This window comes from Halomicrobium zhouii, assembly GCF_900114435.1.
Taxonomy (GTDB): Archaea; Halobacteriota; Halobacteria; order Halobacteriales; family Haloarculaceae; genus Halomicrobium; species Halomicrobium zhouii.
In genome coordinates this window covers 772737-796629 of sequence record NZ_FOZK01000001.1, presented here as the reverse complement: position 1 = coordinate 796629, position 23893 = coordinate 772737, and the positions used below count along the sequence as shown (strand labels likewise).

Annotated in this window: 19 protein-coding genes, 1 tRNA gene and 3 pseudogenes; 9 read left to right on the top strand and 14 right to left on the bottom strand. The window is 55.8% G+C overall.

Features of this window, described 5'->3' with window-relative positions; all coding sequences use genetic code 11:
- Positions 1 to 29: 29 nt before the first annotated feature.
- From BM337_RS03735 to BM337_RS03715, 5 genes and pseudogenes are all read right to left on the bottom strand, one after another.
- A tRNA-Pro gene (locus BM337_RS03735) sits at positions 30 to 102 on the bottom strand.
- Between the two features lie 114 nt (positions 103 to 216).
- Positions 217 to 729 (bottom strand): PIN domain-containing protein, encoded by a 513-nt coding sequence (locus BM337_RS03730; protein ID WP_089814026.1) that lies wholly within the window; start codon positions 727 to 729, stop codon positions 217 to 219.
- Complete coding sequence (locus BM337_RS03725) at positions 730 to 1020, bottom strand: UPF0175 family protein (RefSeq protein ID WP_089814024.1); 291 nt, start codon at positions 1018 to 1020, stop codon at positions 730 to 732.
- Positions 1021 to 1300: 280 nt separating this feature from the next.
- Positions 1301 to 2671, bottom strand: coding sequence for an ATP-binding protein (locus BM337_RS03720; RefSeq protein WP_089814022.1), 1371 nt, complete (start codon positions 2669 to 2671; stop codon positions 1301 to 1303).
- A gap of 459 nt (positions 2672 to 3130) precedes the next feature.
- Positions 3131 to 4018, bottom strand: a pseudogene (locus tag BM337_RS03715) (IS1096 element passenger TnpR family protein).
- A gap of 272 nt (positions 4019 to 4290) precedes the next feature.
- Here BM337_RS03715 and BM337_RS20420 point away from each other — a divergent pair.
- On the top strand, positions 4291 to 4656 hold the full coding sequence (locus tag BM337_RS20420) for a DMT family transporter (RefSeq protein ID WP_143117630.1): 366 nt from the start codon (positions 4291 to 4293) through the stop codon (positions 4654 to 4656).
- Between the two features lie 73 nt (positions 4657 to 4729).
- On the opposite strand, the gene BM337_RS03710 is transcribed toward BM337_RS20420, so the two are convergent.
- The 5 genes from BM337_RS03710 to BM337_RS03690 form a co-directional block, all read right to left on the bottom strand.
- Positions 4730 to 5404, bottom strand: coding sequence for a glycosyltransferase family 2 protein (locus BM337_RS03710; RefSeq protein ID WP_177227131.1), 675 nt, complete (start codon positions 5402 to 5404; stop codon positions 4730 to 4732).
- Positions 5405 to 5474: 70 nt separating this feature from the next.
- The gene (locus BM337_RS03705; RefSeq protein WP_089814018.1) at positions 5475 to 7385 is read right to left on the bottom strand and encodes an ArnT family glycosyltransferase; all 1911 of its coding nucleotides are present in this window, start codon (positions 7383 to 7385) and stop codon (positions 5475 to 5477) included.
- A gap of 85 nt (positions 7386 to 7470) precedes the next feature.
- Positions 7471 to 8532 carry a GDP-mannose 4,6-dehydratase gene (gene gmd, locus BM337_RS03700; RefSeq protein ID WP_089814016.1) on the bottom strand — a complete coding sequence of 354 codons (1062 nt, stop codon included), beginning with the start codon at positions 8530 to 8532 and terminating at the stop codon, positions 7471 to 7473.
- A gap of 42 nt (positions 8533 to 8574) precedes the next feature.
- Positions 8575 to 9522, bottom strand: a complete 948-nt coding sequence (locus tag BM337_RS03695; RefSeq protein WP_089814014.1) for a GDP-L-fucose synthase family protein — start codon at positions 9520 to 9522, stop codon at positions 8575 to 8577.
- Between the two features lie 38 nt (positions 9523 to 9560).
- Positions 9561 to 10823, bottom strand: a complete 1263-nt coding sequence (locus BM337_RS03690; RefSeq protein WP_089814012.1) for a DegT/DnrJ/EryC1/StrS family aminotransferase — start codon at positions 10821 to 10823, stop codon at positions 9561 to 9563.
- Between the two features lie 279 nt (positions 10824 to 11102).
- On the opposite strand from BM337_RS03690, the pseudogene BM337_RS03685 reads away from it, so the two are divergent.
- The 5 genes and pseudogenes from BM337_RS03685 to BM337_RS03670 form a co-directional block, all read left to right on the top strand.
- Positions 11103 to 11353 (top strand): annotated as a pseudogene (locus BM337_RS03685) (IS6 family transposase); the annotation flags it as partial.
- Positions 11354 to 11410: 57 nt separating this feature from the next.
- Positions 11411 to 13048: a DUF6798 domain-containing protein gene (locus BM337_RS20415; RefSeq protein ID WP_143117629.1), complete on the top strand. Its 1638-nt coding sequence runs from the start codon at positions 11411 to 11413 to the stop codon at positions 13046 to 13048.
- A 9-nt stretch (positions 13049 to 13057) separates the two neighbouring features.
- Positions 13058 to 14425 (top strand): BNR-4 repeat-containing protein, encoded by a 1368-nt coding sequence (locus BM337_RS03680; RefSeq protein WP_089814010.1) that lies wholly within the window; start codon positions 13058 to 13060, stop codon positions 14423 to 14425.
- A gap of 672 nt (positions 14426 to 15097) precedes the next feature.
- Complete coding sequence (locus BM337_RS03675; protein ID WP_089814008.1) at positions 15098 to 15385, top strand: formyl transferase; 288 nt, start codon at positions 15098 to 15100, stop codon at positions 15383 to 15385.
- A gap of 591 nt (positions 15386 to 15976) precedes the next feature.
- A complete protein-coding gene (locus tag BM337_RS03670) occupies positions 15977 to 16504 on the top strand; it encodes an acyltransferase (protein WP_089814006.1) in 528 nt (175 codons plus the stop codon).
- Positions 16505 to 16572: 68 nt separating this feature from the next.
- On the opposite strand, the gene BM337_RS03665 is transcribed toward BM337_RS03670, so the two are convergent.
- Entirely contained in the window at positions 16573 to 17559 is a 987-nt protein-coding gene (locus tag BM337_RS03665; RefSeq protein ID WP_177227129.1) for a Gfo/Idh/MocA family protein, read from the bottom strand.
- Complete coding sequence (locus tag BM337_RS03660) at positions 17556 to 18632, bottom strand: DegT/DnrJ/EryC1/StrS family aminotransferase (RefSeq protein ID WP_177227126.1); 1077 nt, start codon at positions 18630 to 18632, stop codon at positions 17556 to 17558. Before BM337_RS03660 ends, BM337_RS03665 begins: the two co-directional genes overlap by 4 nt.
- Positions 18633 to 18992: 360 nt before the next feature.
- On the opposite strand from BM337_RS03660, the gene BM337_RS03655 reads away from it, so the two are divergent.
- Positions 18993 to 19991: a glycosyltransferase family 2 protein gene (locus BM337_RS03655; protein WP_089814002.1), complete on the top strand. Its 999-nt coding sequence runs from the start codon at positions 18993 to 18995 to the stop codon at positions 19989 to 19991.
- A 276-nt stretch (positions 19992 to 20267) separates the two neighbouring features.
- Positions 20268 to 20465 (top strand): hypothetical protein, encoded by a 198-nt coding sequence (locus BM337_RS20915; RefSeq protein ID WP_177227089.1) that lies wholly within the window; start codon positions 20268 to 20270, stop codon positions 20463 to 20465.
- Here the strand turns inward: BM337_RS20915 and BM337_RS03650 are convergent.
- Positions 20396 to 21029, bottom strand: a pseudogene (locus tag BM337_RS03650) (IS6 family transposase). The gene BM337_RS20915 and the pseudogene BM337_RS03650 sit on opposite strands and share 70 nt — an antisense overlap.
- Positions 21030 to 21241: 212 nt before the next feature.
- On the bottom strand, positions 21242 to 22384 hold the full coding sequence (locus tag BM337_RS03645) for a glycosyltransferase family 4 protein (protein ID WP_089814000.1): 1143 nt from the start codon (positions 22382 to 22384) through the stop codon (positions 21242 to 21244).
- Between the two features lie 202 nt (positions 22385 to 22586).
- Here BM337_RS03645 and BM337_RS20410 point away from each other — a divergent pair, with 202 nt between their 5' ends.
- On the top strand, positions 22587 to 23891 hold the full coding sequence (locus BM337_RS20410) for a hypothetical protein (protein WP_143117628.1): 1305 nt from the start codon (positions 22587 to 22589) through the stop codon (positions 23889 to 23891).
- The last annotated feature ends 2 nt before the right edge of the window (positions 23892 to 23893 follow it).

The window sequence follows — 23893 nt, the reverse complement described above, 5'->3', positions numbered from 1 at the left end:
ACGCTCCTCGTATTGCGTTGCGAGAGAAGTGGGCCGGCGCAGATTCGAACTGCGGTTACGGCCACCCGAAGGCCGAAGGATACCAAGCTACCCCACCGGCCCGTGTGGTAGCAAATAGAGAAATGGCAGGCCGAGTTTTAACCGTTGCGGAACGGTCTACTGTTCGGCCGTACTTCTCACTCGCACCCGCTATTGATTCGCGAGATTGGTAACCGCTCACTTCTCGAACGAGTCGAGCTTGCCGACGATGCGGGTGTATACGTCGGGCGCACAGAACCAGCCAGCGTCTATCATCTTGTCGATGATATCCCGGCCTTCCTGAACGCTGATCGTCCCATCGGATACCGCAGACAAGACGAGGTAGGCAGTTCCTCGCGTGTCGATCCCCTCGGTCGCCGCGACGTCGCGACCGTAGGCTTCGTCCATCACTGCGACGGCGTCCCGTTCGGCTGCACAGACGAGCACGGCGACGTCTGCTTCGCTGAGGCTGTCGTTGTCTTCGAGTCGTGTTGCGAGACTCGTCTCGGGAACAGCGGCAACTTCGAAGACGCCGTCGTCGACCTGTCGTTCGATCCGACGCGCGCCGGGATATCCCGCTTCGAGACCGGCGTCGACGACTTCGCCGTACACAGGTTCTGGAACGAGACGGGGGTCGTCAAGGAACTCAACAACGTCGAGCCGATTCACTTTCGCGAGGTAGATGAGCGGCGTCGCGTCGAAGACCCACATTCACAGGTCCTCGAGGTCGTCGCCGACGTGGTCGCCCGACACCCACGTGATGTCGCGTTCCTTCGCCAACCGGGCGAAGTCCCAGACCGACATGTCGGCGACCTCTGCCGCCCTGCTAAACGTGATGCGACCGTCGGCGAGCCGTTCGAGCGCTCGTTCGCGACGCCACTCTTCGAGCCCTTCCGTGAGGAGCTTCCGGACGGCCGTACTCCTGTCGAGGTGCTCGTCTTCGAGGTACTCCTCGAGATCAGATTCGAGTTCATCGGGCACCCGGGCGGAGATCGTTCCCATGGCGTATGCTTTGTGTGCGATGTATACAAGCGTTTTGCCAGTGCAGTCTGGCTATCCGAAACCTGAGCGTAACGAAACTCGCGAAGATGCATTCGGCTTCGTTCGAGGTCCTCGATGACGTCGCGATCCGATTGGGCCGGACAGATAGAAGGTCGTGGGCGCTCATCGCTTTCGTTCCCGATCGGGCTCACGAGAATTCGTCGCGGAGTCGACGGGCTTCGGCTGCGACTCGGTTCCTCGCAGTTCGACTGTCGGCGGGTCACCGCCATCGACTCGCCCGTCAGAAGAGCTCCATCAGATCCTGGACCGAAAGCAGGTGGACGTCGTCGCGTTCTGCCGCCACGTCCCGTAAGTCCGGGGTAAATCCAGACTTGGAGAAGAGCGCGTAGCTGACCGAACGTTCGCTTCCGTGCCAGCGGACGTTCGGTTCTGTCGCCTCCAGGTCGGCGAGCAGCCCGCGGCCCACAGCGTCTGCGGTCCACTTGCACTCGCCGAGCAGCAGCGTCTCGTCCCGTTCGTTCACGCCCGCCACGTCGACCTCCATCTCATTGTACCACCAGCGGCCGACCCGCGAACACCGCACCGGAAACGCCGGCGTTCGAACCGCCTGTCGGCAGACGTCTTCGAACGTCCAGCTAACGTGCGTGGGAAAGGTCTCCTCGACCGCTCTGCGGACCGGTGTCGTGTGTCCCTGTTCGAGCGTGGCTCGGTTCGGCAGGACGTAGCGAAACCAGAACCGGAGAAAGTGATCGCTCAGTCGATACATCCCCCGACCGTCGGGGTCCGTAACCGGCGTCTCTCGCTCGACGAGTGCGAGTCCGTCGAGGTTTGCGAGGTATCTGGACAGCCCACTCGCGTCCTTCCCGATTTCGTTCGCGATTTCGGTGACTCGACTCGCGCCGCCCGCGATCGCTTCGAGGATAGCCATGTACGTCGCGGGTTCCCTGAGTTCCTGGCGAAGCAGAAATTCCGGTTCCTCGTAGAGGAATGCCCCTTTCGAGAGGACGTGTCTTTCGACGTTCGTCAGCAGGTCCGCGTCGGCGTCGAACTGTGCGAGGTACGCCGGGATCCCGCCGACGACGCCATAGGTGCGGACCAGTGCTTCGGCGTCGTATTCCGGAAAGAACCCCGCCGCCTGTCCCGCTGTCATCGGTTCCAGCCGCCACTGCCCGGTTCGACGGCCATAGAGCGGACTCTCGTAGCTCAGAACCCCCTCCTCCATCATCGAAATTGACGACCCGAGCAGGACGAGCGAGATCTCGGTCCCGTCGAGGACGTCGTCGACGATGGTCTGGAACACCGACGGGACGCTCTCGTCTTCCGCCACGAGATACGAGAACTCGTCGAGTGCGACGACGAATGGCCCGTCGACGCGCCTGGCGAGGTACCGGAACGCGTCCACGAAGCCGTCGACGGCCGGTGGGACGTCGTCGAGCGCGTCCGCACACTGCTCGGCGAACGCGCGTGCGTTCGGCTCCGTGCCTCGCTGATCACAGAGATAGTATACCGACTGTGTGTCGGACTGTTCGAGGACGTGCGTGACGAGCGTCGTCTTCCCGACGCGGCGTCGGCCATAGAGAACCAGGAGCTGACGGTCGTCCCTCTCGAGGTGTGAGGTGGCCCACTCCCGTTCTGCCTCCCTGTCGATCATTATGCGTGCGATAATATTATCGCGGTCATAATGGGTATTCCGGTCGACGTGAGTTGTGGCACTGCAAACACGTCGAAAGCCCTCGGCGCGCTCGCGCGCCCTGAGCGGGATATCCTCGCTCCTCCGTCGCTCGGATAGGGCCCGGCTCAGCCCCCGCGACCGGCCTCGCCCTTTCAGTCCACCAGGAGACTCGCTTTGCTCGTCTCCTGAGCCTTCGTTCGCTTCGCTCACGAAGACTCCAGGGACAGCTATCGCTCGCGCGGCCTTCGGCACGCGCTCTCGAATGAATTCCCCACCCCCCTTCCCGAACCCGCCGCGTCCGCGGCGGGTCACGCTTCCTTGCCGCTCAGCAACCGCCCGGCCGGGTAGGGCTTCCACTTCGCCAGCGCTCATCGATTCGACGGCCGTCTCACGTGGACTGGAATATGCCATCGTGACAGGAGAAAGACTCCAGCGGGGTTACAGGTGCCCGTAGCCCTTCCGTTCGAGTTCCGCGTCCAGTTCGACGTGCATCGACTCGACGGTCTCCTCGTCGAAGTGCTGGCCCGTCATCGCCCCCGAGATCTCCGCGATTTCGGCGTGCCAGTCGCGCACCGCCGACGCGAGGTCGGCCAAGAGGTTCTCTTCCGTTTCGTTGCCCCCGTCGACGTCCGCGACGACCTGCCAGCCGGGCTGGAAATTTTCGAGGACGTACCCGTGGTCCTCGAACTGGATGGCGAAGCGCTCGCAGACGGCGCCGAACCCGGTTTCGACGGAGAGCAGCGGGATGACGTGGACGACGTCGTCCCGGTCTTCTAACGCGCGGAGATCCGCGACGGGCACGGCGGTCTCGGGGAGCACCGAATCGAGGGGGTCCGGCAGGGCTTCGTCGTCAGCGCTTTCGCTTGGGCTCGTCCGTTCGTACTGGTCAATGGAGTCGCCCTTCGCTTTCACGACCGTCGGCTCCGCGTCGTTCGGCTCGTCGCTCAGTATCTCTTTGAGGATGCCGTAGAAGCGCCACTCGTCCCCGTAGTCGTAGAGGTAGCTAATCCGGTCGTACTGTTCGAGCCCGAGCTGTCGGGTCAGCTCACCAATGGTTACGGGGCCCGCGTTCTCACTCTGCCCGAGGTCCGGCAACGGGCTGGGACTGGGTTATTCTTCGTACTCTCGTGGATTCTGGCAGGCGACGTCGCTGTTCCAGTAGTTTTCGTCGGTCCCGACGAACCACAGGTGATCTTGGTCGAGTCCGACCGCGGCGTTAATTTCTGTTTGTAACTCAGCGATGGTCCTTTCCGCGCCGACGACGATGTCCCGCCACAGCGACGTCGGCTCACAGTCATACTTGACCCGGAACCGATAGGCGGCCATACGCGAACAGTTGGATAATCCACACATATTTGTTTTGGCGTGGTGTCAATGTTGGTTTGTCTGAACCCTTTCCACCCTAGAGATCGACACACATCTTTGCAGGAGTTAAAGACTACAAGATTGGCGATTAATCGTGCGTAGAACAAATCGGTGCCGCCCTTGAGATTTCACCTACCACGAATAATCAAGCGACTTAGTTGCACCATCGCAAACGCCACACTTTTAAGCAAACCGTATAAAATGTCCAGAGTGCCCATGAAATCCTTCGTTCTATGAATCGAATACTCCTTCAACTTCTAGTTGTGGTGGTGCTCAATACTAGTGCTCAGTTGTTACTTAAACTGGGGGCTGATTCCATTCCTTCATTTTCTCAAGTTAGTCCTGTTTCTTTCGCTACCTCTATCCCAATACCACTCGTTGCTGGAATCTTGCTGTATGGATTCAGTTTAGTTCTCTATGTCGTTACACTGACGGAAACCAATCTCTCAGTTGCGTTCCCATTTTTAGGGCTTACCTATGCTCTGGTGGTTTTGACGAGTGCGTTTCTGCTCGGCGAACAAGTAGACACAATGACATTCGTGGGAACGTTTCTCATATTCGTCGGTGTTTCATTGGTCGGTGTGGACGTTGGCTCTTGAGCAGTAAGATGTTAAACAAATTGAACTCGGCTTACTCATTGCCCATTCCAGCAGAATTTTAGTGGGCCAACTCTCACCTTAATTTCGTCGTGTGGTACTCCCGTAGAATTGTTCGCATCAACCGCATTCCATCGATAAACGTCGATAACTCTGGTTCGCCTCCGATTCGTTCTGGCTCGTGGGTCGGGATCTCACAGATAGAATATCCATCATTGAGTGCCCGCATCGTCATTTGCACTTCGATGTCGAAGTGATCAGCATCTGTATCTATTGATTCCATGCAGTCTCGCCGGATAGCTCGGAATCCATTAACCGCATCCATTAGCGACCCGCCGAATAGTGAATTAATTGTCACTGTAAACAGCCTATTGCCGAACCAGTGCAACGGCGTAGCATCATCTGTCTCAGCCCCTGAAGCGAATCGTGATGCGATGGCCATATCGTACCCGTCTTTGACTCGATCGACGAGTTTCGGTATATCTTCTGGGACTTCGTTCCCGTCGGGGCTGAAAAAGACGATAATGTCGCCGGACGTTTTCGCAAGCCCCTCCCTAAAGGCGTTCCCTCGTCCTGGTTTAGACTGTTGGACTACTTGGTAACCACTTTCTCTGGCGAATTCGACCGTACCGTCGGTGGACCCACCATCCACAAAGAGAATTTCGTTCGCCCATTCATCTTGAATACGTGGAAGAATCTCTTTGACTCCTTCGTACTCATTGAGCGTTAAGATGACTATAGATACATCCATTGCTAGGAAAACGAAAATCGAATACATTAACTCTTCTGGAGGTAGTCGCGATACTGATGATTTGTCTAGACTAGTATTGAGGGCTGGTAGTGCTTGCCGCCACTGTCTTATTTACGTGAATGATACGTATCGTCCCACGGCCGTTACCGACACTGGTTACGTTGTCGACGTAGCCGTACTGGTTGACGGAATCCAGTGCCTGCTCAGAGATAATAGTGTTGCCGTACACCGGAATTAAAACAACATCCGCTTCTCGCTTGACGATAACGTCTGCTAAATCGGCCTCTGATTCGACCTTACTATCTGGCGTGATAGCAAGTATTGATCGTCCCATCCCGGATTTTCGCAGATAAAACCTGTGTGGTGGGCAACATGCCTGATGGAGCGAGATCACGACTTGGTCCTCTGCAACAGTCGAGTCAACGTATTGGAAAGCGAGATCGTATCTGTACTCCGCTATAACATCTCTGGGCGTGTCCGATTGGTCCGAGACCGTATACATCGATCCCGAGATAGCCGGCGGAATCGCGAGCTGGGAGAGAATGACCAGTATGACGAGACCACCGACAGCGTAGTTCAGCTGCTGGGTGCCGACTGAACGTTTGACGACTGAAATTGCGGAAACCGCGATGACGATCACGAATGGAAGGTACGGTAACACGAACCGGTGCACTCCTAACCAGGCGTCTGACGTGAAGAAGACGTAGAAAATTCCGATTATTCCGATGGAATAGGCGGTGAACGCGTCTCTCTCGGAGTACACCGCTACTGGAAGCCCTACCAGAAAGAGCGCAGACACGAATACAGTGACTTGGCCAGGAAGGGCAAACAGATACGTGAAAGCTGATTCACTGAGCCAATTTCCCGGTGTGAAATCGTAGCTCCGCCAGACGTATTTGTTGCTGACGTAGAGCCACGGTATCATCGGTGCAGTTCCGAGATACACACCAGTAAGATCTCGAATCGTGATAGTCCAGTTATGTCGGTTCAAGTAGACGACAGACAACAAGAGAAGGGGTGTAGCGACGATTGCAGGCCGTTTGAAAAGGAAGGCGGCCGACAGGAGGATAGAGGCCAACACTAGTTCTGAGACCTCTTTGGATTGTACGTATTGGAATAAATAATACGTAGACAACAGCATGAAGAACGTCATCGCTGGCTCAATATACGTGAGATGGCCGTAAAAGATCGATATCGGTGAGAAGAGAAACACCACTGCCGCACCAAGCGCGACCGTCTCGCCGCGATACTGTCTGGCGAGATTGTACAGGACAATCGACGACAGAATGAAGAAAACGCTCTGGATCCCCAGAATAACCGGTTCGCTGTAGCCGAACAGGGCAGTCGAGAAGATGTAAATCAGAGCGGCAAACGGGGGGAATCGAACGACGTTGGAGATGAAGTAGTCGGGCATGCTGGCCCTCATCTGTTCACCAGTAGTCATATCATAGCGGAGAGCAAGCAGGCCAACAACGAAGACACCACCAAGTAGGAGAGCGGGGTTGACTTGGTCAACTGTTGAGATACAATACAGTAGTGCCAGCAGGATCAGCAGAACTGCTGCTACTTTCACAACCGCCGGGGTTCCAAACAACCCGGCGTTGTTGATATGTCTGTGGAAGATGAAGTTTATCGTCGCGTGTGACGCGACATCGCCACCAGTGGGGATGACCCTCGGCATTGCGACGGCCTGAAGAAGGAGATATCCCAGGGCCGCCAGCGTCAGCCATCTGTTCGGTTCGAGCGGTGATGGTATTCGAAATGCTACAGGTTTGAGATCGTAATACCGGGCGAAGGCGTAGAACCCGGAAAGATGCAACAATACGAAGAGTATAATCAAGACGTGCTCTAGCGTGGTCTCGAATGCCAGATACGTCGGATACAGAGAATAAACAATCAGATACAGCAGTGCGAGCAAGATAACGAGATCGAAATGCCGTTCGTTGAATCCTTTGACGTCCATGGTGAGCCGGTCTCTCATTCTCTCGCCCTACGGTTACAGAGGGATAGATGTATCTCCGCTAACAGCTCGATTTCTGTTCCGCTCATGGGTCCAGCCCCGTACGTCACAGATAGTCTAGACCGACTTCACCCTCGGTTTCAACCTTGTCGACGTCGTTCTGGACCATCCGTTCGACCAGCCCGTCGAGCGACGTTTCGGCTTTCCAGCCGAGTTCGGTCTCTGCCCTGGTCGGATCGCCGATGAGAGTGTCGACCTCGTTGGGCCTGAAGTACCGGGGATCGACTTCGACCAGCTTCTCGCCCGTTGAACTGTCGATCCCCCGTTCGTCGACGCCATCGCCTTCCCACGTGATGTCAATTCCAATCACCTCGAAGGCCTTCGTCGCGAACTCGCGGACGGTATTCGTCTCGCCCGTGGCGAGGACGTAATCGTCCGGATCATCCTGATTCACGATCTGCCACATCCCTTCGACATACTCGGGAGCGTATCCCCAGTCGCGCTTCGCGTCGAGGTTGCCAAGATACAGTTTGTCCTGGTAGCCGGCGTTGATCTTCGCAACAGCGCGGGTAATCTTTCGCGTCACGAATCGCTTCCCGCGTCGAGGCGATTCGTGATTGAAGCAGATCCCGTTGCTAGCGTGGAGGCCGTACGACTGCCGGTAGTTGATAGTGATCCAGTGGGCGTACAGTTTCGAACAGGCGTACGGGCTACGCGGCCGGAACGGAGACTGTTCGTTCAACGGCTCACTCGTTTGACCGCCGTAGAGTTCGCTGGTAGAAGCGTGATAGAACCGAGTATCGATTCTGGATTCACGGATCGCATCCAGAACTCGAAGTGTCCCGAGAGCGTTGGTGTCCGTAGTGTACTGGGGCTGGTCAAACGAAACTGCGACGTTGCTCTGTGCGGCGAGATTGTAGATTTCGTCAGGCTCGATATCCTCGATCAATCGACTGATATTGCTCGCATCGGTCATCTCACCGTAGTGCGTATGAAACGGGATCTGGTCGTCGTGGGGATCCTGAAAGATATGGTCGATACGCTGTGTGTTGAACGTAGATCCGCGTCGAATGGTTCCGTGGACTTCGTATCCCTTATCTAGTAGAATCTCTGCCAGATAAGAACCGTCCTGTCCGGTGACGCCAGTTATGAGTGCTCTCTTAGACATGTGATATGCCTACGCAGTTTCCCTCAGTTAAATCGTTTTGCGTTACTCAATCAGGTCGATCCTGTTGTCACGATACCACTCGATCGTTTCCGAAAGGCCATCGTCGAATTCCGTCGCCGCTTCCCAATTCAGGTGCTCTCTCGCACGGGAGACGTCGAGACACCGACGCGGTTGTCCGTCAGGTTTCGACCTGTCCCAGACGATCTCCCCGTCGAATCCCATCGTGTCAATGATCATGTTCACCAGTTCCCGGATCGAAATCTCTTCGCTGGACCCGAGATTCATCGGTAAAGGTTCGTCGTATGATATCGTCGCCTCGACGATAGCCTCGGCGGCGTCCTCCACGTAGAGGAACTCACGGGTGGGTTCACCGGTTCCCCAGGCCGTGATCGTATCGTTGCCGCGACGCATCGCCTCGTCTACTTTCCGGATGATCGAGGGAATGACGTGCGACGTCTCGGGGTCGAAATCGTCTCTGGGACCGTACAGATTGACGGGTAGCAGATAGATCCCGTCGAACCCGTACTGCTGTCGGTAAGCCTGGCTCTGTACGAGCGGGAGTTTCTTCGCGATCCCGTACGGCGCGTGCGTCTCTTCCGGGTATCCGTCCCACAGCGACTCCTCGTCGAACGGGACCGAGGTGTGTTTCGGGTACGCACACACCGACCCGATCGAAACGAACTTCTCGACGTCTGCCCGCCGCGCAGCCTCGAGCAGCTCGATACCCATAATAGCGTTATCGTAGAATATCTCACCCGGCTTTTCGTCCATCACGCCGATTCCACCGACTGTGCCAGCGAGGTGGATCACGACGTCCGGGCTCTCGTCGTCGAACAGAGACTGGATGTCGTCGGGGTCACGCAGGTCGTACTGATCGCTTCTCGGGACCGTGATGTGAGAGTACCCACGCGACTCCAACTCTTCGACGACGTGGGAGCCGAGGAACCCAGCACCGCCCGTGACGACGATTCGTTTTCCCTGAAGGTCCATGAACGCTCGTTCGTATCGCTACCTATATGGATACTGGTTCAAGTTTGTGACTCGACATATTCCTCGACGATTGATACGATGTAGTCGATCATCTCGTCGTCGAGCCGGTGGTGATTGCCGATGAACAGCCCTGTGTCGTGAATCTGCTGTGCTCCACTTAGAGCACCCGATACCCGATGGTCGATTTCTTCGAGGATCGGTTGGCGTGCGAGGTTCCCGGCTAGGATCGGCCGCGTTTCGATGTTGTTCTCCTCGAGGTAGCGCTGGAAATCGTCGCGTGAGAACGGTGCGCTTTCCCGGACCTGGAAGGGATACGCGAACCAGGAACAGTACGCACGTTCGTCCTCTTCGAAGAACCTGAATACGTCGTCGTATTCGGAGAGCCTGCTCGTGATCTCCGCGGCGTTCTGACGCCGCTGCTTCACGAACTGGTCCAGTTTGTCGACCTGGTGGATACCGAACGCGCCTTGAATCTCGGTCGGCCGGAGGTTGTAGCCATGGCTCGCAAAGAGGAACCGGGGATCGATGTCGGGGTGCGCCTCGGTCACGTCTTCGGTATCGTCGAGTTCGCGGATCCAGCCGTGAGCTCGCGCCATTCGGACTCGTTCGCTGATCGTCTCGTCGTCCGTGATTACCATCCCGCCCTCAATCGTCGAGATGTGATGGGAGAAGAAGAAGCTGTAGGTGCCGACGTCCCCGAACGTCCCGACGTCTTGCCCGTCGTATCTGGCACCGTGTGCCTCACAGCAGTCCTCGACGATGGTAATGTCGTGAGCGTCGCAGATATCGACGATAGAGTCCAGATCGCACGGGTTCCCGAGCAGGTGGACAAGTACCACGGCCTCAGTCCTGTCGGAGATCGCATTCTCGAAGGCCTCTGGATCGATGGTGTACGTCTCCGGGTCGATGTCGACGAGGACTGGTGCCGCTCCGATGTCAACGATGGGGAACAGACTCGTCGACCACGCGACGGCCGGAACGATGACCTCGTCACCCGGTTCGATCACGTCTCCCTGCAGTGCCTTCAGTGCTAACAGGTTCGCTGACGACCCTGAATTCACCATGTGGGAGTACCGGGTATCGACGTAGTCCGACCACTTCTCTTCGAACTGATCGACTTTCTCGCCCATCGTGACGAACGTCGAGAGGAGCGATTCGACGGCCTCAGTCACCTCGTCGGGCCCGAACGTCGGCCGACTGAGCTGTATCGTACTCTCTCCCGGCACGAAGTCGTCGTCTTTCCTTTCGAAGTGTTCCTCGACCAGAGGACGGATCGCGTCGATGGCCTTTTCGGATGTCACACGTGTTTCTTCTCCTCCTCGCATCTATAGCTATTGCATGGACCGACGACAAAGTTTAGTTTGACGCGAAAAGTGATGTGGGGGAATATCCTTGGTTATCAATGCCGGAAGCCGATCGCCAGTGTGGGGGTAAAGACGGACTAATCAATGTATTTTGGAGTGCGATTTGAACCCTCGCCGTCGATAGCACTGGGTATTCAATCGTTCGTTGTGGACCTCTTGATGTCGAGTTTCGGCAAATTGCCCGCCGGATAGGCCCTTACCAAGAGATCTCTATAAGATCTGCAGCATAAACATAGTGTCGAAACCGCTAGATTTGTCGCTGACGACGCTCATGTGCTCCAAACTGCACTGCAACGTCCTGGGCTCCGATTTCAGATGTCTCGCCACAGAAATCGAACGCTGTCGAACGAATCTTTTGAGAACTGAAGCGTCGAACCTCGTTGTTCTCGAATTGCTTCAGTCAAGTCGAACCAGAAACCGCCGAATCATGGCTTCAAACCTTCGTTCGCTGGCACAATGCCACTAACTTATCACTATCCAAAGAGGGACGTAATCCTTATAGCGAATGTCACTCAAAGGCTGATGTGTCAACAGGATATTTTCCAGATTATATAACAGATACAAGCCGGGACACCCTCTTGTTGACAGGAGTTCTACTCGCAACATTTCTCCTCGGGTTTGCCATCCGGGGTCCGCTCTATCAGTTCGGACTCAACGACCACAACGAACAGTTGATCGTAGTCTACCGTTTTATCGATTCGAGTTACCTCGCTACCGACTTCGTCTTGAATCAGAAGACGCGACCCGCGAGCCCGCGGTATCTGTTCGGCTTCCTCGTCGGTACTATTTCGTCCGGGCTAGGGGTGAAATTAGCATACTTCGTCTTACATCTGCTTTCGACAGTGGGAATACTGTCGTCGGTTTTCTACCTCGGCAGGGAGATATTTGACGATTGGATCGTCGGGACGGCTATGGTCGGCACACTACTCCTCCCGGTCACTGGCGACGTATCTCTGGGGGGCAACTCCCTCGTCGGCCGCTATCTCTTGCCCTCGCACCTGGCAGACGCGATGGCCCTTCTGGGGATTATCTGTGCTTACAAACGAAAGTATTTCTGGGGCTTTGCGATTCTGGGCCTGACATCAATCATTCACGCGTCGATCGGTAGCTGGATCACCGGTATCGTCATTGTGGCAATCACTGCCCGGGAGTACGACTGCCTCGACGGATTTGAAGGCCTTCGCAGGAAGGTACGCGCGCTGATCGTCCAACTCCCGTGGCAGCCACTCCTCCTCTACGTACTGATCGCGTTCGCTGGTCTATACAGAGTCATCGCGAGCAATCTCGATACGACTGTTTCCGCGGACACCGTCTGGATACTGGCGTACTTCCGCCATCCTCACCATTACGTGCCGAGTTCCTGGCCACTAGTCGAGATCGTCGAGTACGTCTCCGTAGTTGCCCTGGCATTAGCACTCTACACCGTGGCACGGAGGAATGAACGTCGCTTGTTCGGAGACCGTGAGTCAGAAGTGTTTGCCCTCACGTTCTTTGTTACGGCTATCTCTGTGATGGGCGTCGGCGGGTTCTTGTTCACTGAGGTCGTTCGACTCGACTTCGTCGTCAAACTCCAGCCGTTCCACATCGATTACTATCCGAAGGTTTTGGCCTTCGGACTCCTCGTGGCCGGCATTCGGCTGTCCATCGATCGAGTCGTGTCGTCGACGGTCTCAACGAACGCCGCCCTCGCTGTTCTTTTTCTCTTGTCTGCGTCACTCGTCGGCACTCATGTTGCTTCTCACGGCGTGAACGGGCAGATGGTTGTCGACGGTCCGACGTATTCAGAAGAGAGTGGAAGCTACGAGTGGATTCGTGAGAACACGCCCGAGGAGAGCACCATTATTACGCCGCCGTCGATCAGGACCGCACGACTAGGGACCGATAGAGCGATCGTCGCGGATTACAAGACGTTCGTCTTCACGCCGGAGGGTATCGCCGGATGGAAAGACCGGCTTGATGCCCTCTGTGGTACGGAATTGCAGTCGTTCGGCGAGTGTGAGTACGACCAGCTCTCCAGCGAGGAGATTGTCGGCATATCACAGAAGTACGGTGCGTGCTACCTAATGGTCTCCTCTGAGAGATTGTACGAAAAGTTCGACCTCCGGTACGAAGACGAAGAGTACAGAGTTTATTACGTCTCTGGGAGTGAAGCCTGCGACTAGCAGGTTTCGGTGCAGTCCGACGAGTCCAGCGCCGTTTCGGAAATGATATTGTTCGTGGTTATCGAAGTACGCGGTGTGAATCGTCTTCGGCGTGAATTTCTGTCTCTTCCGGCAGTAGCGTTCCTCGCTGGCTGTCTCGGGGGCCGCAGTGAGAGTGGATCAGAAACGAGAACGGACCGACAGGGACGCGATTACGATATTATCGAGGGCAAATATTTCGCCGCGAACGGCGCGGGAATGCCTTTCTACGACATCATCCAACCGCAGGGGTTGTACGTCGACACTACTCACTCAACCTACGTCGTCTGGCAAGGCAAGGGGATTGCTTCGTACATCTGTGAATACAGCCACAAGGACAAGAGTTGGGGATCATCCGTAAAGATCAGAGACCATCCCGCAGAAGCAGACTATCACGGTGGTCCCTCTCTCGTCCGTGATCAGGATGGGTATATTCATGTCTTCTACGGCAGTCACGGGTCGAACCAACTGTACTCCAGGTCGAAGTCCCCGGACGATATCACGGCCTGGGAGCACCGGGCATCCTTCGAGGGCGGATTCACCTATCCAAAGCCGGTGGTTGTTGATGGACGGCTCCACCTTTTTATGCGCCGGAACGAAGGCGGCCCCTACAACGTCGAAACCCACTATCGGTCCAAAGACAACGGTGAAAACTGGCAGGGCGGGGAGGTGATCATAGACCACGGTGAGGGATGGACTGTTTACACGGGCGGGATCGCCACCCGCGGTGACGAGATCCATCTTGGCTGGGTCGCACACGATCACGAGACGGGCAAGCGGTTGAACGTATACCATGCTCGTCTGAATCCCGCTACCGGCAACCTGAGAGCGGCCGACGGGACGGATATCGGTTCACGGGTTTCGGCAGATGAGGCAGAGGCAGTCTGCAAAGTGTTCGATTCCGGCGAGTCTCAGTGTTCCACGGTTCGATGTAAGTTCGACCGGAAGGGGGCTCTATACCTGTTTTTCAAGCATAATGACCCGAGTGAAGGGTGGGTTCTGAAGTGGACGAAGTGGGACGGGTCGTCTTGGAGAACCCCGCAGACAATCACGTCGGTCGGCCACAAATACAACTCACATGAGGAGATCGTGTCGACTGCCTCGGATATCAAGGCGTACGTCACGTGTTCGGATAGAGGCCGACGGAGTGGCAAATTACAGCGATTGGAGTACGACGGGAGTGAGTGGTCGCTAATCGAGCAGTTCCGTAGCAGTGACGACGGTGTCGGAATCAATAACCCACAAATAGTCCGGAACCACGTGAACGAACTGGAAGTTGTCTTCGCAGAGGAGGATTACGAGGACATAGAGAACGGCGATCTTAGGACGTTTGCGTACGGAGAGGGCGGATTCGTCTAGTAGAACTCGAGCGGTCCACCTGATCCTCGTCTACTCGTACTCGTACTTGATATGGAACCGTCACCATCTTTCCCGTCGAGGTGTTTTTCGACCAGCGGATTGGTCGCGTCGATGGTACCGTCCTGCTTTACAGGTGAGGATCCGTGTCTGATCGTCACTGTTGTACAGACGAACAAGTGATGATTGTCGAGTGCAACCGGGTAGGATTGAATGTACTCGCGTCTACTTCTAAAACCGGGAACAATCGACTGCAATGAAGACTTTATCGACATAAAGGGCTCCATGGGCAATTTGATCGTTCGACCGAAAGGTGATGAATCAAGCTTTAGTACGTCCTCTTCCAGATATATGGCATGACTGCCATTGCATTTCTCGGTAGTCACTCCCTGGGAGAGGCCTGCCTCCATCGACTCGAAGACCACCCAGATCTCGACATCCCCGTATAGTCACGTACCCGCAAGACGACGATCACTGGTGGGACGGTTCAATGGACGAGCTCTCTTGAGCATGATGTCCTGACGATCGACGAGGAGTAATCCCTGTTCGACTACGAGTTCGACTGGTTCCTGTCCGTATACTACCCCAATATCCTGGGCGAGGAACTGCTCGCCCACCCCACAGAGGGCGCTCTCAATTTTCACCAGGCGGAACTCCCCCGGTACTGGGAGTAACGTGTTCAGTCACGCGATCATGCACGCGCGGGACGACAACCACTGGAAGCACGGAACGACGCTGCACTTCATGGCACCGGAAGTTGACGCCGTCGGCGTCGTCGCGCGACGGTTCGCGGAGATCAGCGAGGACGACACCGCGCGGACGCTCTACGATAAGGTCTGCTCGGAGTCGATATCGCTGTTCGAGGACAACTGCCGAACATCGTCGACGGGACCGTCCACGAACGTAGAACGCCGCAGGAGGAGTTCGACGGCGAGCGGTACTTCTACACGAAAGAGAGCCTAGACGGATTAAAGGAGATCCCGCCCGAGGCCCTGGCCGATCGAGAATGGGGAACGGACCTCTACGACAGGATTCGCGCGCTGGACTTCCCGCCACACGAACCCGCCTGGACCGATTTGAACGGCGAGAAGATCTACCTGACAAAGCAGGGACACCAGCGGTTCGACTGACCCCGGGACGACGTCAGGAAAGCTCTAACGTCTCGTTTCGTGCTGCAGTCCGTAAGTCCTCAACCCCCTCTGCTGAAGGTGCCGTATCCTTCGCCTTCGCAGGTCATCGATCCCTGGCCCTGTGCTCGCCGGGCAGCGCGCTCGGAAGCCATCGGCGTCCTGCATCGTTCGCTCGGCGTCGGCCAAGCGGTCTTGCGGTTACCACGTCACCTCCCATCCTCCGGTTAGAGTATTGCATGACGGTGATCAGCGACGGCTACGCGTAGACGATACGACACCAAGAGCCGCTCTGACAGCATCAACAGTTCGGCTGGCGCAGCCGTCTCTCCATCGTCACTCTCGGTAGAGTCTGTGCTAATTCGATTCACAGCTATATCGTACATGAACGAACCATTAATGCGATGCACGGATAACAGTGTCCACGATGGGCAATTGGCACGCGCGACAATCAGCGATAATCAGCGATTGCGATATCGGCGAGGGGACAGAAGTGTCGGATTTCACGATTCTAGATGGTTGTGAAATAGGAGAAGACTGCAAGATATGGCGGTTCGTGAACCTCTACGGGTGCGAACTTGGCGACGAATGCATGGCGGGCTCGAACGTAGAAATTCAGGACGGTGTAACGGTTGGGGATCGGTGCCGGATTCAGTCTCACGCGTTCATATGCTCACGTGTGACGATCGAAGACGACGTCTTTGTGAGTCACGGGGCGAAGTTCGTAAACGACAGGTATCCCCCAAGCGGAGACGCAGACGAGTGGGAAGAAACTATCGTGCGAGAAGGCGCGTCTATCGGTACGAATGCGACCCTACTGCCGGTCGAAGTCGGGGAAAACGCGATCGTCGGTGCCGGTGCTGTGGTCGTCGACGACGTACCACCGAATGCAATTGTAGCCGGAAATCCAGCAGAGGTAATCAGCTATCAGGACGCGGGAGCGGCGTCCCATTGATCGTTCTGCCGCCTGAAATCCGAGAAGCCCGTCTCTGTGCTTGTAAATGATGTCTAGATTGACGATTGTTACAGTTCGATCGTCTCGTTCCGTTCCGCGGACTCCTCCGCACGCTCTAAGAGTTCGACGGTCTTCGCTCCGATTTCGCCGTTGGCGAGCGGATCGAGTCCCTCGTGAGACGCCGTCAGGAAGTCCTCGATTTCCTGCTTGAGGGGCTCGTATCCGTTCACCTCATAAGTCGTCGAACCCTCGTCCTGTGCCCGCAGGGCATCGCCCTCTCGGACGACGCTGGCGTCGTGGATCGTCAGTTCGGTGTCGGCCAGGTAATCGAGGTGTGCAGTGCGCTCGGATCCGACGACGACGAGGTCGCGTCGCTTCCCGAAGACCGGGATCTGCCAGGATTCGTTGATGACGCCGGTGACGTCTCCGTACCCCAGAACGAGCGTAGCCGTTTCGTTGATGTCGTCCCTGACGTGCCGGTCGAGCCGGCAGAAGAGGTGGTCGGGCGTCCCCTCGAGCAACATGTTGTAGATGTCGACGTCGTGGACGGCGAGTGAGTACAGCGCGCCGGTCGTCGCTCTCGGCGCCCGGAAGGTCGATCGGGTGGTCGTCAGGTACTTGATCTGTCCGAGTTCACCGCGGCCGATCCGGCGTTCGAGCTCTCGGAGTGCCGGATGGTACCTGAAGATGTGCCCGACGCCGAGGGTCCGGCCGTTCTCTGAAGCGGTATTGACGATGTCCCACGCGTCGTCGCTCGACAGGGCGAGGGGCTTCTCGACGAGGCAATCGATACCGGATTCCAGAAGCGTGGTAGCGATCTCTCTGTGGGTCGTCGACGGCGTCGCGATCACGGCCGTATCGACCCCGAGTTCTTCGAGCTGGGCGTAGTCAGTGACGGATTCCAACCCGTAATCTGCCGCGAGGTCCCGCACTCTCGTCTCGTCAATGTCGCACAGGACGACGTCGTCGAGGACACCGGCCTCCTCGAGTTCCGACGCCACGCGGACGTGGTTCGATCCCCAGTACCCGGTCCCGATTACTGCGTGTGTCGTCACGCGTCCACCTCGAACGATTCGATCGCGTCGACTACGTGATCGATTTCCTCCGTCGAGAGCCGCGGATGCATCGGCAGCGAGACGGTCCGGCGACAATACTCTTCGGCAACGGGTACGTCAACCAAACCGACGCGGTCGCGGACGGCAGGCTGCTCGTGGACTGCCCGTTCGTAGTGAATACCAGTGTCGACGCCGTAATCGTCCAGATGGGCGCGGAACGCCGACCGTTTGTCGGCTGGGACCTGGACGGGATAGTGATGATAAACGTGCTCGGCGTTCCCGTACGTCGTCGGTGTGACGACCCAGTCGACGTCCATCAATCGCTCGTCGTACGCTGAAGCGGCCCGCTGACGTCCTGCCGACCAGTCCGGCAGCGCGTCGAGCTGGTGGCGCCCGACCGCGGCCTTGATCTCGTCGAGCCGGTAGTTGAGTCCGAGGACGACGTGCTCGCCCTTCTCGTTCCGGCCGTGGTTCCGGAGCGCACGCGCCTCGTCTGCGATCGCCGGGTCGTCAGTGGTGATCATGCCGCCGTCGCCGCCGACGGTCATGTTCTTCGTCGGATAGAACGAGAAGCACCCGACGTCACCGATACTACCGACCATCTCACCGTCGTACTCCGCGAGGTGGGCCTGCGCGGCGTCTTCCACGACGGGAAGGTCGTACTCGGCTGCGACGTCGGTGATGGGATCCATATCGGCCGGCTGTCCGTGCATGTGCGTGACGACGATTGTAGCGGGGTCCTCCGCTGCCTGGATCGCCTCTCGCAGCAGGGCCGGGTCCATCGTGTACCGGTCGGGATCGATGTCGACGAAGCGAGGCGTCGCACCGAGTTCGAGAACGGGTGAAACAGTAGCGAAATAGGTGTGTGCCGGCGCGAGCACTTCGTCGCCCGATCCGACCCCGATCGCTTTCATCGCAAGTAAAAGCGCGGCAGTCCCGTTCGAGACGCCGACTGCGTGGTCGACCTCGGAGGCCGCCGCAAACTCACTCTCGAACTGCTCTAGGACGGGCCCTTTCACGTAACGTCCGCTCTCCAGGACGTCAGCCACGTCGTCGACGGTCTCTTGATCCATGTGGATATCTGTAAACGGAACGTGATCTACCATTCTCTCTGAGTGGCCTTCGTCGTTCAGGTGTGAAGTAACCTTCCATCGATTCAGAGATATCGACAGTACTCGGACCAGTCAGTAGGGTGTCATTCGGCGGATGCGTCTGACCAGACGACAGCAGCCGCGGACTGTGTACCCAACTCGTTGCTTTCAGGCATCCAAACGGATTCAGGAACAGGTCTGAGACGGCTACCGCGCTTCGGTCGGGATACGCCCCAGACGAGGCTGTCAGAACACACGATCGCGCCGGAGTGGGTAGCTGCCTCTTTGAGAGAGCTACGGGGAATAGTTGCGTTGATTAGCCTCCGGCGAGTCCTTCGGGGTATGTCACAGAGCCAGAATGGCTCGTCGATCACTTACTCGGTGGTCGTCCCAGTCTACAAGGAAGAAGACACGATATCCCAGTGTCTCGATTCCGTACTACAGACTGGCCTCGCTCATCCCCAACTCGAAATCCTAGTCGTCGACGGTATGAGCGAAGATCGAACCCCAGAGATTGTCACCGAGTACGCTGCCGAACACGAGTCCATCCAGTTACTCGAAAACCCGGATCGCACTACCCCATCGGGGCTGAATCTCGGCTTTCGGGAGAGCAGCAACGACGTTATTGTAATGCTCAGCGGCCACAGCCGCATCAACTCCGAGTTCTTCCATCATCTGGACGAGACTTTCACGGACATAGCCCCTGACGCCGGCGTTGTCGGCGGGCGAATGGCGCCAGTTGGGGACACATACACAGAGCGGGCTATTGCGGCCTCGTTGTCGACACCAATCGGTTCCAGCAGTCAACGGTTCGAACCTGTGGAAGGGTACGTCGAGACAGTCAACTTCGGAGCGTATCGGCGTCGTGTGGTTGAGGACGTCGGCCTACTAGACGAGGAGCTGCCTCGGGCCCAAGACTACGAGTACAACAGGCGCGTTCGGGACGCTGGATATAAAATTTACCAAAACCCTTCGATCAAGGCATACTACTCGCCAAGGTCTAGCTACATGGCGCTCTCGAGACAGTACTACGGAAATGGGATTTGGAAGGCGAACGTTCATCGAACGTTCGGGGACTACCCGCTGCCACCGGAACTGTTACTCTTAGGCCTCGTACTAGCAGGTGGAATTGGGTTGAGTATGACTGCAGTTCTGATACCTGTGTTTGCCGTCGGAGTGTTCGCCTATTTATTGCTACTCTGGTGCACAGGTGTGAAGACGCTCCAACAGCGGAACGATACAATGACGCTTCTCCCAGGCGTCGTGGCAGCACTGATCGTAATCCACGCTTCGTTCGGTACCGGTTTTCTCCTGGGGACTGTGCGCGGTGTGATGCAGTAGATCAATTCATCAGATTCCGGTGGCAAGTAGACAGCCTAGAATGCCTAACGTGGGATTGAAGGTGTCAAGAGGCCGATTAATCCCCCGCATAGCGCTGAACTGATTACAGAGAAAGGCCACGAAAGCAAGATTCGGTCGACACAGTATCTGAGCAGGTGCCGAAACTGAGCGGTAGTACGAATGGTGGCAGCACGTTGCTTCCGAAACTACTCGCCACCCCGTGGTAGTTAACCAATCCAGACAAAATAAAGCCCTGGGCATAGTTCGTGAGTATTGATGGCAAGTCAGCCGAACGTCTACGTTCTTTCAGTCGACTCACTTCGGTATTCGTCGTTCGAGATGGCAAGTGAGTCGCTCGCAGCTCGGATCGATGGCATAAATTTCATCAACGCCGTCGGCGGTGTTCAAATAAGCCGGTTCCATGCGAAGGCGAACGCTCGGAGCCACTCGTCGGCGGTTGTTGCGGCGGCGTGACTGAAACAGTTCGAGAAAGATGACGTTCGTCGTTTTATCTCTTGGAAGACACGTTCGACACTGTTCCGATCTCCACTGCGTTCGTATCTAAAATCGAGGCCCTGTCGAGCGCACGCATTTTGGAGTGGTGACGCTCCATCAACAAGGAACGTCGCCTCTTCGACATCGTGTCCCTCGTGAAGTTCGGCGAAGAACGTGTACGCGATAACGTTCGTTCTCGTCGGTTCGAGCTTCGTATGGAGTAATTCATTCGTATTGGGGTCGACCGCAACATATAGCCAATACTGTTCGTCGTTGAGTCGGATCACCGTCTCATCAACCGCGACGAGATCCGTACTCTGACCCTCCGCTGGCTGTAGATCGGTTTTGTGAACCCAGTTATGAACGGTTGAACGTGCGCGATCAACACCGAATACATCAAGAAACGAAACAGTATTCGAAAGTGATATCCTGCCAAATGTAGCTGAATACTGAGCTTCATCAACAGCTCCGGTGTTGCTTCTCGCTCCACAAAGTCCAAGTCGATCCGGCCGATAATCCAGTGAGGCCGGTGGTTTCGGGCATGAACACTTCGAAATTGCCGCGCCTCACCTTTCAATCCTAATCTGAACACTGCCGCGCTCACGGGAAAATCATCTATAAGGATGGATAGTTCTCGGTATAAAAATGGATAATCTATGATTAAATGTGTGGCGCAAATAGGGCCTACGAGGTTATCAATACGCCCGCTGTTAAATAGTGTAATCTCACTCGAGATGATGCGAACGGCGAGACGCTTAGGCAATTGATTCATATAACTGGAGTAGTCGCTCTTCTTCGGCTTCCCAACTGAACCTTGCTTGAACGCGTTGCCGCCCGTTCGTACCCGTTCGTGATTCGTCAGCAGGATCGGCTTCGAGGAGTTCGGCCACCGCTTCGATTTGTTGTTGCTCGTCGTCGAACTGCACCCGTACTCCGCAGTCGTCGGGAAGGTAGCGTTGGGTGCCCTCTATATCGGAGGCGACGACGGGAACGTTCACGTACATGTACTCGAACAGTTTCGTCGGGATCAAACCTTCGCTGTCTTCAGGGTCTAGCAGCGCGAGGCCGACGTCGGCGGCGTCGAGATACCCGAAGATGTCTTCGTAGTCGATCCATCCAAACGACTGCACGTCTTCGGTGAGGCCGTAGGCGTCGACGTACTGGCGGAAGGCGCGTTCGTCTCGATCAGGACCCGGCGGACCGAGGATCCAGAGGCAGACGTCGAATCCCCGCTCGCGAAGGCCGCGCAGTATCGCCGCCATCTTAAGCAGTCCGCGCTTCCGGGTGCGATTGCCGACGTACACGAGGACGTGCTCGTGCGTTCGTTCAACGGGGGGGTCAGAGGGGAGAGATATCGATCTGGTTCTTGGAAAGTTTCGCACGGTAACGACGCGTTCGAGGCCACTCTCTTGGAACGACTCGGCTATCCACTCAGTGGCAGCGACGACGGCGTCGAATCGGCGAGCGACCGCATTCTGGATTGTGGGGAACGCGCGAGCGAGCGGTGATCGAATCGGTCGAGGGATCCAGTCGCGACTGAGAATCTTCCGGCCGTAGTTCTCGTGTGCGTCGTACACGACAGCTGCGTCGGTCCGGAGGGAAAGAGCCAGGCCGACGGGAATGAGTTCCGGGTCGTGGAAATGGTACACGTCCGCCTCGTGCCCGACTGCCATTCTGTAGAGTCGGGGAATACTCCGCCATCGTTCAATTCGCGTATCGGCAGTTCCTAGAGACTGGATTCTTATCTCGTCTCTCCATTCGTTTGCATCAGTATGAACAAAATAGGAGACGTCGTATCCAGCTTCAGCGAGGGAGTGAGCTTCTTTGTGAAATATTCGCGGATCGCCCACCTGGTGAACCGTAGAGATATGAGCCACGGGGGTGGAGTTGAATGGCATGAGGACATCACTGATTTCGAGCGGCAAATAATATCTAGTTATGCTTGCCTCGAGTCGAAACGCTCCGGCTTGGTCTCATGAATAGATAGGTATAACTGGCATAAGGAGAACACCAAATACACAGCTCGACGTTTAATTGAATCAGCTCTTTATCAACGAACTCAATTGATGCCTATATTTGCAATTCGCGAAATCTGATAATATGACGGAATTGACTCTCAGGCGACCACGACTCGCCGAATTACGCGCATACGGTCTGCTCGTTATCACGCTCTCAACGTTTTATGTTGGTTTCGTGGCCCTAATCTTTACGAGTAGCGGATTTACAGCTACATTTGATCTGTATCGACTGTCAGATGCCATATTCTTACTCTCTTTGAGTTATCTCGTTCTCCCAAAGAGCGGGACTAAACCCTCTACATCTACGGTTCAAATGATTATGGTTTTTCTGATAACTCCTACTATCCTTTATTACGCGTTCAATGGGGGCGCTCGCGCCTACATCTATACTGCAGTACTCGGCTTCATTCTGACGTGCATAGTAATTCGCATCCCTCCTGACCGGAAGATCAAACAATTATCCATATCTAGGTGGCAGTTCGGATTATTCATCTTTGCGGTCAGTGGAATCGTGTATGTCGCGCTGCTGTTCGGAAATGGTCTACCCACGCTAACAGCCATCGATATACGTGATGTTTACGAAGTCCGGGGTTCAGTGACGGTCATCCATCCAGTTCTCAATTATCTGGTGCCATGGCAAGCGAACGTGATCAATCCCTTTTTGATCGGAAAGTCAATCATTGAGAAGAGATACAAACTGTTAGTGATTGCCTGCGGTCTTCAACTATACTTATACCTGCTTTTTGCACATAAAATGTTCCTTTTTATGCCTCTTCTTCTCATTGTGTCACTTCTCCTGATCGCAAATAGGAACTTTCTCAGTGGTATTTGCAGAGGAATATCCCTTGGTTCGGTATTCGCATGGTTAGTTTACTTTTCAACTGGTTTGTTAATTGTTCCATCGATACTCATTCGCCGTTTATTCTTTGTTCAACCACGTAACCAGTTTTATTATTTTGAGTACTTCTCTCGGAATCCTTTCGCGTATTATTCGAATTCGAAAGTGGGTATTCTGTTCCAGGACGTGTATTCTACCCCACTCCCTCTGATCATCGGCGAGGAATACACGGGGGCGTTCGCTAATGTCGGGTACATTGCAGGTTCGTACGCTCAACTTGGACTGACTGGCATTATTGTGGGCTCAGTCGCTTTAGGCGCTCTGCTGTGGCTCACAGACGTGCTAACCTGGAAATACGATCCGCTTTCTGTAAGTATTATTGTGACTTCGTTTTTCAACATTATAAACAGCAGTTTGACGACATCGATTCTGACCCACGGAATCGCATTCTCGCTATTCCTCGTTTACTTGCATCAATCTGCTGAGGCGGACCACTCATACAACCATCTAGTTTTAACCAGTAGTAGAAACCGGAAAGCCAGCGCTTGAAA